Here is a 12,254-nt window from a genome sequence, read left to right as displayed (position 1 = left end):
GAACCCATGCGAGCCATCATTCTTGCGGCAGGCCTCGGCTTGCGCCTGCAACAACCGCCCGAGGCGCAGTTCCCGAAGTGCCTGCTGCGCTTCGACGACGTGTCGCTGCTCGAGCGCCATCTGCGTGTGCTCGACGCCGCCGGCGTCGATGAAATCGTGCTCGGGCTCGGCTTCCAGCACGAGAAGGTCGAGCAGGAGCTGAAGCGCCTCGGCCGCACCGCCGAGATCGTGATCAACGACCGCTACGACCTCGGCAGCGTGCTGACCGTGCATACCGTCGCCGATGCGATGACGCGCGGCGGCGACGTGCTGCTGATGGACGCGGACGTGCTGTACGACGAGAACATCCTGCACGCGCTGGTCGCCGATGCAGACAAAGCGGTCGACCGCCTGCTGATCGACCGCGACTTCGAGGCCGGCGACGAGCCCGTCAAGCTGTGCCTGAAGAACGGCGTGCCGGTCGAACTGCGCAAGCAGCTCGCGGTCGACCTCGAATACGACACGATCGGCGAATCGGTCGGCTTCTTCCGCTTCACCGAAGGCACCGCGCGCCGCCTCGCGGCGATCGTCGCCGGCTACGTCGACAGCGGCCGCGCGAACATGCCGCACGAGGAAGCCGTGCGCGACCTGCTGCTCGAAGGCGGCCATTCGTTCGACGTCGCCGACGTCACCGGTTCGCCGTGGATCGAGATCGATTTCCCGAACGACGTCGCGCGCGCGACGCAAGAGATTCTCCCCCTGATTCAACGCACCACCGCAGGAGCCGCACGATGAACGCACGCGAACCCAACTTCTCCGAATCGCGCAGCGCACGGCTGCGCCGCATGCTCGTCAGCAGCGATCTCGAATTCCTGATGGAAGCGCACAACGGCCTGTCCGCGCGGATCGTTCGCGAAGCCGGCTTCAAGGGCATCTGGGCATCGGGCCTCGCGATCTCCGCGCAATTCGGCGTGCGCGACAACAACGAAGCGAGCTGGACGCAGGTCGTCGACGTGCTCGAGTTCATGGCCGACGCGAGCGACCTGCCGATCCTGCTCGACGGCGACACCGGCTACGGCAACTTCAACAACGTGCGCCGCCTCGTGAAGAAGCTCGAGCAGCGCGGCATCGCCGGCGTGTGCATCGAGGACAAGCAGTTCCCGAAGACCAACAGCTTCATCGACGGCGAACGCCAGCCGCTCGCCGAGATCGACGAGTTCTGCGGCAAGATCAAGGCCGGCAAGGATTCGCAGAGCGATCCCGACTTCTCGATCGTCGCGCGCGTCGAAGCGCTGATCGCCGGCTGGGGGATGGACGAGGCGCTGCGCCGCGCGAACGCGTACGCGGAAGCCGGCGCCGACGCGATCCTGATCCACAGCAAGCTGTCGCGTCCCGACGAAATCCTGCAGTTCGCACGCGAGTGGAGCGGCAAGGCGCCGCTCGTGATCGTGCCGACCAAGTACTACAGCACGCCCACCGACGTGTTCCGCCAGGCCGGCATCAGCACCGTGATCTGGGCGAACCACCTGATCCGCGCGTCCGCATCGGCGATGCAGGCCGTCGCGCGCGAGATCCACGAGAACGAGACGCTGATCAACGTCGAGGACCGCGTTGCGTCGGTCAACGAGATCTTCCGCCTGCAGGACGCCGACGAATACTCGGCCGCCGAGCGCATCTACCTGTCGTCGTCGTCGCGTGCGTCGAACGCCGCGGTCGTGCTCGCGGCGAGCCGCGGCAAGGGGCTCGAGGCCGTCACCGAAGATAAACCCAAGGTCATGCTGCCGGTCGCCGGCAAGCCGCTGTTGCGCTGGCTCGTCGACGGCTTCAAGAAGCATGGCGTGAACGACATCACCGTCGTCGGCGGCTATCGCGCCGACGCGATCGACACGTCGGGCATCAAGCTCGTCGTCAACGAGCGCCATGCGCAGACGGGCGAACTCGCCTCGCTCGCGTGCGCGGCCGAGCGCCTGACCGGCGACACCGTGATCTCGTACGGCGACCTGCTGTTCCGCAGCTACATCCTGCGCGATCTCGCGGAAAGCGAAGCCGAGTTCAGCGTCGTCGTCGATTCGTCGCTCACCGAGACCCACCAGAGCGTGCGCGACTTCGCGCTGTGCTCGGCCGCCGACGACCGTGGCCTGTTCGGCCAGAAGACGTATCTGCAGCGCGTGTCGAGCGACGTTGCCGCCGGCACGCCGCATGGCCGCTGGATCGGTCTTCTGAACGTGCGCGGCGCCGGTGTCGATCGCCTGAAGGCGATGCTCTCGACGCTGCAGGCGCGCGCCGATTTCGACACGCTCGACATTCCGTCGCTGCTGAACGAGCTGATCGCCGCCGGCGAGAAGATCGAGGTGCAGTACGTGCACGGCCACTGGCGCGGCGTCAACGATCTCGAGGACTTCCGCCGCGCGGGCGACTTCGCGCACGGCCAGACGCCGCTGTCCGAGCCGGGCGCCGGCAACGGGAGCGCGCAATGATCGAAGCGGCCCAGTTCGTCGAGGCCGCGCGCGCGCGCGGCTTCGACTGGTACGCGGGCGTGCCCTGCTCGTATCTGACGCCGTTCATCAACTACGTGCTGCAGGACCCGACGCTGCACTACCTGTCGGCCGCGAACGAAGGCGACGCGGTCGCGCTGATCGCAGGAGCGACGCTCGGCGGCAAGCGCGGGATCGCGATGATGCAGAACTCGGGGCTCGGCAACGCGGTGAGTCCGCTCACGTCGCTGACGTGGACGTTCCGGCTGCCGCAGTTGCTGATCGTCACGTGGCGCGGCCAGCCGGGCGTGCCCGACGAGCCGCAGCACGCGCTGATGGGGCCGATCACGCCGGCGATGCTCGACACGATGGAGATTCCGTGGGAGACGTTCCCGACCGATCCCGCACAGGTCGGCCCGGCACTCGACCGCGCGATCGCGCACATGGACGCCACGGGCCGCCCGTACGCGCTCGTGATGCAGAAAGGCAGCGTCGCGCCGTATGAGCTGAAGGCGAACCCGGCGGCGGCGCCGCGCGCGCACGTCGCCGCGCAGTCGGCGGCACGCGCTTCGTCCGCCGACGCGTGGCCGACCCGCCACGACGCGTTGCAGCGCGTGATCGCGCACACGCCGGTCGATTCGACCGTCGTGCTTGCATCGACCGGCTTCTGCGGCCGCGAACTCTATGCGATCGACGATCGGCCGAACCAGCTGTACATGGTCGGCTCGATGGGCTGCGTGACGCCGCTCGCGCTCGGCCTCGCGCTCGCGCGCCCCGACCTGCGCGTGGTGGCCGTCGACGGCGACGGTGCCGCGCTGATGCGCATGGGCGTGTTCGCGACGCTCGGCACGTACGGTCCGTCCAACCTCACGCACGTGCTGCTCGACAACGGCGCACATGAATCGACCGGCGGCCAGGCGACCGTCTCGCAGCACGTGTCGTTCGCGGGCGTCGCGGCCGCGTGCGGCTATGCGTCCGCCGTCGAAGGCGACACGCTCGACCTGCTCGATGCGGCGCTCGACGCGCCGCAGCCGGCCGACGGCACGCGCTTCGTGCGGCTTGCGATCCGCACGGGCGTGCCCGACGGCCTGCCCCGCCCGACCGTCACGCCGGTCGAGGTCAAGACCCGCCTGATGCGGCATATCGGCGCCGCGCTGGCTGAAGCCCATGCCGAAGGAGCTCACTGATGCTGCTGCTGAACCCTGGCCCGGTCACGCTGACCGAACGCGTGCGCCGCAGCCTGCTGCAACCCGACCTGTGTCATCGCGAAAGCGAATTTTTCGATCTGCAGGATGAAGCGCGTGCGCGCCTCGTCGCCGCGTACGCGCTCGATCCGGCCGAATGGGCCGCCGTGCTGATGACCGGCTCGGGCACCGCGGCGGTCGAAAGCATGATCGCGGCGCTCGTGCCGCAGGACGGCAAGCTGCTCGTGATCGAGAACGGCGTGTACGGCGAACGCATCACGCAGATCGCGACGCAGTACGGGATCGCGCATGACGTGCTGAAGCACGAGTGGATGCAGGCGCCCGATCTCGCGCAGATCGCCGCGCGGCTCGACGCGGGCGGTTATTCGCACGTCGCCGTGATCCATCATGAAACGACGACGGGCCGGCTGAACGATCTCGGTGCAATCGCCGACGTGTGCCGCGCGCGCGGCGTGAAGATGCTGGTCGATGGCGTCAGCAGCTTCGGCGCCGAGGCGATCGACTTCGCCGGCGGCGTCATCGATGCGGTCGCCGCGACCGCGAACAAGTGCCTGCACGGCGTGCCGGGCGCGGCGTTCGTGATCGTGCGCCGCAGCGCGCTCGCGAAGGCCGCGAGCCGCACGTACTACCTCGATCTCGGTCGGCTTGCGAAGCTGCAGGATCAGCGGAATACGCCGTTCACGCCGTCCGTGCACGCGTACTACGCGCTCGTCGAGGCGCTGCGCGAGTTCGACGAAGCCGGCGGCTGGCGTGCGCGCCATGCGCATTACAAGGCGCTCGCCGATCAGGCGCAGGCCGGGCTCGCGGCGCGCGGGATGCCGCTGGTGCTGCCGGAAGGCGCGTCGTCGGTCGTGCTGCGTGCATATCGGCTGCCGCAGGGCGTCACGTACGAGACGCTGCACGACGGGCTGAAGGCGCGTGGCTTCGTGATCTACGCGGGGCAAGGCGGGTTGTCGAAGGAGCTGTTCCGGATTTCGACGATGGGCGCCATTCAAGCCGCGGATGTCGAGCGGTTGCTGGACGGGTTTACGGCGTTGACGCGGTAAAACGCTGCGCCCTGCTTCGTTCGCGAAAGGCCCGCAAGGGCCTTTTTTCATGCGCCGCGATCTGAAAACCGCATCCGAACCCCGCTATACAGTACGAACCGGCCATTTCGTCCGGATGTTGCCCTGGGCAGGCACCGCAGGACCTCAACCCCAACTCGAATTCAACATGATGCTGCACACGTTGACCCGGGCGAACCCCGGATCCTTGTGCGCGAGGAAGTCATCGTTGAAGGTGCCGAACGTCGTGGCCGGGCGATGCTTCATGCCGTCGTAGAACGCATCGATCATCTTGCTGGGAAAGTCGGCGCCGCGCGGATAAGCGTCGACCACCGCCGCGCGTTGTTCGTCCGTGAATTGATCGAAGCCACGCCCCGCCACGTCCATTCCTGCTCCCGCCTGAACCAGCGCGATCTCTGCGTGCATGTGCTCCGGAATGCCGGGCGTCGTATGGAGGGCAACGGCTGTCCAGACTTTCTCGATGTCCGCCTCGGCAATGCGATGGCTTCGCAGGAAATCGCGCGCCGCATTCGCGCCGTCCACTTCGAATCGAAGCTGGCTTTCGTGATAAATCGACGTCAATCCGATGTCGTGAAACATCGCCGCGACATAGAGCAGCTCGCGATCGAACGCGATGTTCTTCTGCTGTCCGAGCAGCGCGCCCCACAGGTACACACGCGTCGAGTGGTTGAACAGCAAGTCGCCCTCGGTATCGCGAATGAGTTGCGTGACCTCGCGCGCCAGCTGGCTGTCCGGGATCACGGCCTTGATCGATCCAATCGTCTGCACGGTATCTTCCATCATCTGTTCGCTCGCTTTTCGTGTCGCCCGCCTGACCCGGCCCGAATTCGGTGGCTGTACGCGGGCATCGGTTTCGGGCCGGACCGACTGGCCGCGGCCACGGAGAAAAGCTACGCTTCTCTTGGGGCATCAAACAGTCCCAAGATCGACCCATTCGAATGCACCATCGCCACATGACGACGCTCTCCATCGGCCTGGATCGCTCCACACGCACGTCGCTGTCCATCCAGATCTACAGTTCGATCCGCGACGCGATAGAGTCCGGCAAGCTGGCCTCGGGTGCCCGCCTGCCCTCATGGTCGGATCTGGCCGCCCAGCTCGGCGTGTCGCGGGGCACCGTCCGCGCCGCGTACGAGCGGCTGATCGACGAGCAGTTCGCGATCGGTCTCGGCGCGGCCGGCACGCGCGTAGCCGAACGCCCGGCGGTGCCGATGGCAGCCCGCTGGTCGCCCGAGGCGCCGCCGCTGCCGGATCTGTTCGACGCGTTCGGCACGGTGCCGCTGGCGTTTCAAATGGGCGTGCCGTCGCAGGCCGCCTTTCCGTTCAAGCTATGGTCGCGCATCCAGGCGCGTGCGGCGCGCCGGGCGTCCGCGGCGCCCGTCGGATACCCCGATCCGCGCGGCGAGCCGGACTTGCGCCGGGAAATCGCCGCGTATCTCGGCGTCGCCCGCGGTCTTCGATGCAGCCCTTCCCAGGTTTTCGTCACCGCCGGCTTCTCCGGCGCGCTAGGCCTCGCGATTCGCGGGCTCGGCATGGCAGGCCGACAGGCGTGGATCGAAGACCCCGGCTTTCCGCTCACGCGTACAGCGCTCGGGCTGGCGGGCATGACGGTGACGGCCGTACCGGTGGACGCCGACGGACTCGACGTCGATGCCGGCATCCGGCAGGCCGATGAAGCCGCGCTTGCCGTCGTCACGCCTGGCCAGCAGGCGCCGCTCGGGGTGACGATGTCGCTCGCCCGGCGCATTTCATTGCTCGAGTGGGCCCGACGAAACGACGCATGGATCGTCGAAGACGATTACCTGAGCGAGCTGCAACTGAGCGGACGGGCCGCGCCTGCGCTCGCGTCGATCGACCAGGACGGCCGGGTCCTGCACATCGGCAGTTTCAGCAAGACCATCAGCCCCGCGCTGCGTCTCGGCTTCCTCGTGGTCCCGCCGGACCTGGCACGCCGCTTCGGCGATATCGCCGCGTGCCTCGCACCCGCGCCCGCCGCGGGTGCGCAGCACGCGGTGACCGAGTTCATGCATGACGGGCACTATTTGCGCCATTTGCGGCGGATGAAGCGTCTCTACGCGGGGCACCGGGAGAACCTCCTTCGTTGTCTGAAGGAGCAGGATTCGGACGTGATCAGGATTCAGGCCACGGCCGGCATGGCGGTGGTGACGACGCTGCCCGCGGATGTCTCCGATGTCGATATCGCGTTGCGCGCCCGCGCGGCCGGGCTGGCGCCGGTCCCGCTGTCGCCGTGGTACACGGGCGCGCGCGGGCAACAGGGCCTGCTGCTCGGCGTGACGAACCTGAACGAGCGCACGCTCCGCGCCGACTGTCGCCGTCTGCTGGAACTCGTTCGCGAGCATGGCTGACGGGGCGGCAAGCGCGGCGCCGTCATCGCGTCTTGGTACAGCGAAAATGTTCATTCCTGGTGCTTTCGAGTGTCCGCGTCCAACCCGACAATGCGGGAACATCAACGAACGACACGATCATGAACATCCAGTCCATCGCAGTTGCCGCCTGCACGAGCATCGCCTTCTGCGTCGCGGTGCCGGCCGCGGCGCACGGCACGGGTGAGACCGTCACGCCGAACTTCCAGCACGCGATTCCGAACATCCCGGGCAAGTCGCTGACCGCCGTCGTGGTCGACTACGCGCCCGGCGCGGCGTCGTCCGCGCACCGGCATGCGGGCTCTGCTTTCATCTATGCATACGTCGTATCGGGCGACATCGAGTCCCAGGTCGACGACGGCCCGAAGCGCGTCTATCACGCCGGAGAAAGCTTCTTCGAGGCGCCCGGCGCCATTCACCGCGTCAGCCGCAATGCGAGCGAGTCACAGCCCGCCCGATTGCTCGCGGTATTCGTCGCGGACAGCAACGACAAGGTCCTGACCACCCCGGTCAAGTAAATCCCGTTCATCAAGGAGTTAGGTCATGAGCAAGCGTCTCGATTACAACCAGATCGCGCCCGCGGGCGTGAAGGCCCTCGGCGGTGTGTACGGCTATGTGATGCAGAGCGGGCTGTCGCCCGTTCTCGTCGACCTCGTCTACCTTCGCGTGTCGCAGATCAACAACTGCGCATACTGCCTGGACATGCATACGCGGGATCTGCTGAAGAAAGGCGTGAAGATCGACAAGCTCGCGCTCGTGCAGGCATGGCGGGAAGCCGGCAATCTGTTCGACGAACGCGAGCGTGCCGCGCTTGCATGGGCGGAGTCGGTCACGCTCGTCGCGGCGACCGGCGTACCGGACGACGCGTACGACGCAGTGCGCGCCGTGTTCGGCGAACGCGAGATCGTGGACCTGACGATTGCAATCAGTCTGATGAACACCTACAACCGCATGGCCATCAGCTTCCGCAACACGCCGCAGGCCGTGCTGGAGCAATGATCCAGTTCGCGAAGCTGCGTTTCGCTTCGCTGCTCGCGCTGGCGGCTGCCCCGGCAGGACAGGCGGCCGCCAATCGGCGTTGCCTGTACGGCGGTAATCGCCATGGAGCCGGGATGTATCGGAACTTGCGGTATTCGCCCGCGTCGCGGAAGCGCTTCAGCTAACGCCGCAGCGGGCAGCCTATTCGGCCACCTTGGCACCGATCGCGTCGGACGGCGCCGGCATCCGCCGCGCGTCGTCATGCATGCGCCGCGCCTCGCGCGCTATGTAGCGATCCTTCAACCGCAGGAACGGTTTCTCGACCAGAAAGTAACTCGCGGTCGCGGCCAGCAACGCCCACACGATGCCGAGCGGGAACGCATGCGCGATCGGCAGATCCGGGCTCGCGAATGGCTGCTGCCACAGATACAGGCTGAACGAGATCGTGCCGACGAATACGACCGGCGCGGCCCGCAGCCAACGCGCGCACCAGAACTCGCTGCGGAAATTCAGCACGACGATCACGATCGCGATCAGCGCCGCCTCGAGCGTGACGCCATACGTCGCATTCCAGAAGCCGCCGAGCCGATGTTCGGCGAGCGGCATCCCGAACAGCACGACGAAGACAATCGCCGTCACGATCCGCGCTTCACCGCGCCACGAGCCGATCCACGCTTCGAGCCGTTCACGGTTAAGCGCTGCGTAACAGCCGATCAGGATCGGATCGACGCCCGTGTGCAGCATCATCGCCAGCTGCCCGCGCAGCGGCGGCGCGACGAAGTACGTCAGCGCGCGCACCAGCGGCACGACCAGGATCAGCGCGGCCAGCCAGCGCGTGCCGCGCCGACGGGCGCCGTACACGAACAGCAGCGGCCAGAACCAGTAGAACTGCTCCTCGAGCGCGAGCGACCAGAAATGGCCGAGATACCACGCGCCGTCCGGATGCAGCGCGTTGTCGCCAGTCAGCCCGAACCACGCCGAATAATTCCACAGATGCAGCGCCGCATACAGCCACTGGCGACGGTCGACGTCGAGCCAGCCGGTGACGGCGAGCACGCCGACGGTCGCGAGATACACGTGGCACGCCGGCCAGATCCGCAGCGCCCGGCGCACGTAAAACGACGTCAGCGCGATGCCGCCGGTGCGCGCGAATTCCGCGCGCAGCACGTTGGTGATCAGGAAGCCGCTGAGCACGAAGAAGATCAGCACGCCGAGCCGGCCGTCGGCGATCAGCCGCAACGGCGCGAACCAGCCGGTGTAGCCGCCCGGCAGCACGTGCTCCGCATGGCCGACGACGACCATCGTCACCGCGACGGCGCGCAACCCGGTCAACTGCGTGACGCGATGGTTCATCGACTGGTTCCCGTTGGCACGGTGGAGGGACGATGCGACGGCCGGCGTGTGCGAACGGCCCGCCGACATGCCGCCGGGATTTTGTATGAAAAATATCGGAATGAAATTGCTCAAAAATTGCGCCGCCCATGCATCACGGAACGCCGGCGCAGCGCCACCCGACACCCGCGCCGGCCGGTAAGCAACGCGCGAATTGAATGGGCATAATGACAAGCCTTGTCCGGCGGCGACCGGGCCGATGCAGACACAACGAAATTTGCGGCACCGCAATACGCAGTCTCCATGCTGCCGGTATTGCGCGCCGTACACCGGCCCGTGCGTCGCCACCCTGCCGACCCTCATCCGGAGCCTGCCTGTGTACCCACCGATCGAACCCTACGCCCACGGCCACCTCGACACCGGCGACGGCCACCGCATCTACTGGGAGCGCTGCGGCAACCCGTCCGGCAAGCCCGCCGTGTTCCTGCACGGCGGCCCGGGCGCCGGCTGCAGCCCCGACCATCGCCGGCTGTTCGATCCCGAGCGTTACGACATCCTGCTGTTCGACCAGCGCGGCTGCGGACGCTCGACCCCGCATGCGAGCCTCGACAACAACACGACGTGGGATCTGGTGGCCGACATCGAGCGACTGCGCGAGATGGTCGGCGCCGAACGATGGCTCGTGTTCGGCGGTTCGTGGGGCAGCGCGCTCGCGCTCGCCTACGCCGAAACGCACCCGCAACGCGTGAGTGCGCTGCTCGTGCGCGGCATCTTCACGATGCGTCGCGCGGAGTTGCTGTGGTACTACCAGGAAGGCGCATCATGGCTGTTTCCGGACCTGTGGGAGGAATTCCTCGCGCCGATTCCGGAGGCCGAACGCGGCGACCTGATGGCCGCATACCATCGCCGCCTCACGGGCGACGACGAAGCGGCAAAGCTCGAAGCCGCGCGCGCATGGAGCGTCTGGGAAGGCCGCACGATCACGCTGCTGCCCGATCCGACGCTGGCCGCGCATTTCGCGGACGGTCACTACGCGCTCGCGTTCGCACGGATCGAAAACCACTACTTCGTGAACCAAGGCTTCGTCGAAGAAGGCCAGCTGCTGCGCGACGCGCATCGCCTCGCCGGCATTCCTGGCGTGATCGTGCAAGGCCGCTACGACATTGCGACGCCCGCTCGCACCGCGTGGGATCTCGCTAAAGCGTGGCCCGACGCGGCGTTCGAGATCGTGCCGGACGCCGGGCACGCGTACAACGAACCGGGCATCCTGAAGGCACTGCTCGCGGCGACGGACCGGTTCGCGGCGTAACCGGTGCCTGACAGTGCAGCGCTGCAGCCCGCGATGCCGGCCTGCACGCGCCGCACGCAGTCAAAGCGCGGCTTCGACGATCGTCCGGCCGCTGATTGCACGCTCGACGAGCTGTTCGTCGCCCACCTTGCGGATCGCATCGTCGAGCAATCCTTCCGGCGCTTCGGTCGCGACCTTCAGCAAACCCGACAGGCCGCGCGCGTCGAGCACCACGAGCGTCTCCATCGAATCCGCGCGGCTCACGAGCACGCGGCGCAACGCCGGGCCCGCGCCGAAGCTAGCGCACAGCGCGATCTTTTCGTCGCCGAGCGAGTAGTCGAAGTTCTTGATCATGTTCGCCGCCGTTGCAAGGGTGTGGCGACGCGCGACGGCGCGGCGCCGTGACGTCGACGCACCCGCGCGTGCCGCCGGCGCGGGACCACGGTGCGATCCATTCGCCGGCAGAGACCATGCTAGGCGTGCAGTATTAACGACGACTTAAACGCCGGAACGGCGCGGCCGAGAGTCGAACGCGCCGTGTTACGCCGCCGCTTCGTCGAGCGGCTCGACGGTCACGCCGACCTTCAGCTCCTGATCCGCGCCGCCGCCGCGAATCACGCCGCGCAGCGGCGTCACGTCCGCGTAGTCGCGGCCGATCGACAGCATCACGTAGTCGTCGCCGGGCGCGCGGTCGTTGGTCGGATCGAGCTGCAGCCAGCCGCCGTCTTCGGGCCACGCCGGGTCGTACACGTCGACCCACGCGTGCGACGCATCCGCACCGATCAGCCGAGGCTGGCCCGGCGGCGGCTGCGTCAGCAGGTAACCGCTCACGTAGCGCGCGGCCAGCCCGAGCGAGCGCAGCGCGCCGATCATCACGTGCGCGAAATCCTGGCACACGCCCTTGCGCAATCGCAATGCATCGAGTGCGGTCGTCGTGATGTCGGTGCTGTTCGGCGTATAGGCGAAGTCGGCGTGAATCCGCCGCATCAGGTCCCACGCGGCCTGCACGAGCGGCCGCTGCGGCGTGAAACTCGCGGCCGCATACGCAGCCAGCTCCGGATCGCACGCGACATGCGGCGATGCGAACGCGAACTCGCTCGCCGCGTCGTACGGCTGTCCCGCGCGAAACCGGAGGCGATCGCGCACGGCTTCCCACGCCGTTGCGTGCTCGGCGTCGGGGTTCGCGATCGCGGGCGGCGGCGCGCCGCGCGCACCCAGCGACCACACGGGCGCACTCACGCGCACGGTACTGCGGCTGCGCACGAGCAGCGCGTCGTGAGGCTGGTTCAGTGCGAACGACGCGCGCGCGTTGCCGAACGCGTCGATCTCGGTGCCGACGGCTTCCGGTGACGGCTCGATGTCGAGCGCGAACGACAGCACCTGCTGGCGCGGCGTCGCAAGCGGCTGCAGGCGCGCCTGGTGCTGCGCGGATTCGACGCGCGCCGCGTAGCGGTATTCGGTGTCGTGCGTGACGCGCAGCAGGCGGCCCGGTGCGGCGGTAGCCGGTGTGACGGGCGGATTCGATGAAGCCGGCGGGATCGCTTTGGCCA

Annotated in this window: 12 protein-coding genes; 8 read left to right on the top strand and 4 right to left on the bottom strand. The window is 67.6% G+C overall.

Annotated elements, in window-relative coordinates:
• Positions 1 to 6 precede the first annotated feature (6 nt).
• The 4 genes from Q3A80_RS09175 to Q3A80_RS09160 are packed head-to-tail and all read left to right on the top strand — an operon-like array spanning position 7 to position 4,704.
• Positions 7 to 774: a phosphocholine cytidylyltransferase family protein gene (locus tag Q3A80_RS09175; RefSeq protein ID WP_446328727.1), complete on the top strand. Its 768-nt coding sequence runs from the start codon at positions 7 to 9 to the stop codon at positions 772 to 774.
• The gene (gene aepX, locus Q3A80_RS09170; protein WP_446328726.1) at positions 771 to 2,456 is read left to right on the top strand and encodes a phosphoenolpyruvate mutase; all 1,686 of its coding nucleotides are present in this window, start codon (positions 771 to 773) and stop codon (positions 2,454 to 2,456) included. The genes Q3A80_RS09175 and aepX overlap by 4 nt, the downstream gene beginning before the upstream one ends.
• A complete protein-coding gene (gene aepY / locus Q3A80_RS09165) occupies positions 2,453 to 3,640 on the top strand; it encodes a phosphonopyruvate decarboxylase (RefSeq protein WP_446328725.1) in 1,188 nt (395 codons plus the stop codon). The genes aepX and aepY overlap by 4 nt, the downstream gene beginning before the upstream one ends.
• Positions 3,640 to 4,704, top strand: a complete 1,065-nt coding sequence (locus Q3A80_RS09160; protein ID WP_446328724.1) for a 2-aminoethylphosphonate aminotransferase — start codon at positions 3,640 to 3,642, stop codon at positions 4,702 to 4,704. Before aepY ends, Q3A80_RS09160 begins: the two co-directional genes overlap by 1 nt.
• Positions 4,705 to 4,848: 144 nt before the next feature.
• Here Q3A80_RS09160 and Q3A80_RS09155 read toward each other — a convergent pair whose 3' ends face one another.
• A complete protein-coding gene (locus Q3A80_RS09155; protein WP_446328723.1) occupies positions 4,849 to 5,505 on the bottom strand; it encodes an HD domain-containing protein in 657 nt (218 codons plus the stop codon).
• Positions 5,506 to 5,675: 170 nt separating this feature from the next.
• Between Q3A80_RS09155 and pdxR the strand changes: the two genes are divergently transcribed.
• The 3 genes from pdxR to Q3A80_RS09140 all read left to right on the top strand — a co-directional run bounded on the left by pdxR (position 5,676) and on the right by Q3A80_RS09140 (position 8,105).
• Entirely contained in the window at positions 5,676 to 7,088 is a 1,413-nt protein-coding gene (pdxR, locus tag Q3A80_RS09150) for a MocR-like pyridoxine biosynthesis transcription factor PdxR (protein ID WP_446328722.1), read from the top strand.
• A 119-nt stretch (positions 7,089 to 7,207) separates the two neighbouring features.
• The gene (locus Q3A80_RS09145; protein ID WP_446328721.1) at positions 7,208 to 7,624 is read left to right on the top strand and encodes a cupin domain-containing protein; all 417 of its coding nucleotides are present in this window, start codon (positions 7,208 to 7,210) and stop codon (positions 7,622 to 7,624) included.
• A gap of 25 nt (positions 7,625 to 7,649) precedes the next feature.
• Positions 7,650 to 8,105, top strand: a complete 456-nt coding sequence (locus Q3A80_RS09140; protein ID WP_446328720.1) for a carboxymuconolactone decarboxylase family protein — start codon at positions 7,650 to 7,652, stop codon at positions 8,103 to 8,105.
• A gap of 180 nt (positions 8,106 to 8,285) precedes the next feature.
• Here Q3A80_RS09140 and Q3A80_RS09135 read toward each other — a convergent pair whose 3' ends face one another.
• The gene (locus tag Q3A80_RS09135; protein ID WP_446328719.1) at positions 8,286 to 9,437 is read right to left on the bottom strand and encodes an acyltransferase family protein; all 1,152 of its coding nucleotides are present in this window, start codon (positions 9,435 to 9,437) and stop codon (positions 8,286 to 8,288) included.
• 355 nt (positions 9,438 to 9,792) lie between these two features.
• Here Q3A80_RS09135 and pip point away from each other — a divergent pair, with 355 nt between their 5' ends.
• Complete coding sequence (pip, locus tag Q3A80_RS09130; protein ID WP_446328718.1) at positions 9,793 to 10,725, top strand: prolyl aminopeptidase; 933 nt, start codon at positions 9,793 to 9,795, stop codon at positions 10,723 to 10,725.
• 60 nt (positions 10,726 to 10,785) lie between these two features.
• Here pip and Q3A80_RS09125 read toward each other — a convergent pair whose 3' ends face one another.
• Positions 10,786 to 11,058 carry a hypothetical protein gene (locus Q3A80_RS09125; protein ID WP_446328717.1) on the bottom strand — a complete coding sequence of 91 codons (273 nt, stop codon included), beginning with the start codon at positions 11,056 to 11,058 and terminating at the stop codon, positions 10,786 to 10,788.
• A 186-nt stretch (positions 11,059 to 11,244) separates the two neighbouring features.
• Positions 11,245 to 12,243: a transglutaminase family protein gene (locus Q3A80_RS09120; RefSeq protein ID WP_446329001.1), complete on the bottom strand. Its 999-nt coding sequence runs from the start codon at positions 12,241 to 12,243 to the stop codon at positions 11,245 to 11,247.
• Positions 12,244 to 12,254 lie beyond the last annotated feature (11 nt).

Source organism: Burkholderia sp. SR8 (assembly GCF_052851275.1).
Note: the sequence above shows the minus strand (reverse complement) of the source record. Positions and strands in the feature narration are given on the sequence as shown.

Coding starts and splice junctions, on each gene's coding strand:
- Q3A80_RS09175 (WP_446328727.1), top strand. CDS start 7: ATGCGAGCCATCATTCTTGCGGCAGGCCTCGGCTTGCGCCTGCAACAA.
- aepX (WP_446328726.1), top strand. CDS start 771: ATGAACGCACGCGAACCCAACTTCTCCGAATCGCGCAGCGCACGGCTG.
- aepY (WP_446328725.1), top strand. CDS start 2,453: ATGATCGAAGCGGCCCAGTTCGTCGAGGCCGCGCGCGCGCGCGGCTTC.
- Q3A80_RS09160 (WP_446328724.1), top strand. CDS start 3,640: ATGCTGCTGCTGAACCCTGGCCCGGTCACGCTGACCGAACGCGTGCGC.
- Q3A80_RS09155 (WP_446328723.1), bottom strand. CDS start 5,505: ATGATGGAAGATACCGTGCAGACGATTGGATCGATCAAGGCCGTGATC.
- pdxR (WP_446328722.1), top strand. CDS start 5,676: ATGACGACGCTCTCCATCGGCCTGGATCGCTCCACACGCACGTCGCTG.
- Q3A80_RS09145 (WP_446328721.1), top strand. CDS start 7,208: ATGAACATCCAGTCCATCGCAGTTGCCGCCTGCACGAGCATCGCCTTC.
- Q3A80_RS09140 (WP_446328720.1), top strand. CDS start 7,650: ATGAGCAAGCGTCTCGATTACAACCAGATCGCGCCCGCGGGCGTGAAG.
- Q3A80_RS09135 (WP_446328719.1), bottom strand. CDS start 9,437: ATGAACCATCGCGTCACGCAGTTGACCGGGTTGCGCGCCGTCGCGGTG.
- Q3A80_RS09125 (WP_446328717.1), bottom strand. CDS start 11,058: ATGATCAAGAACTTCGACTACTCGCTCGGCGACGAAAAGATCGCGCTG.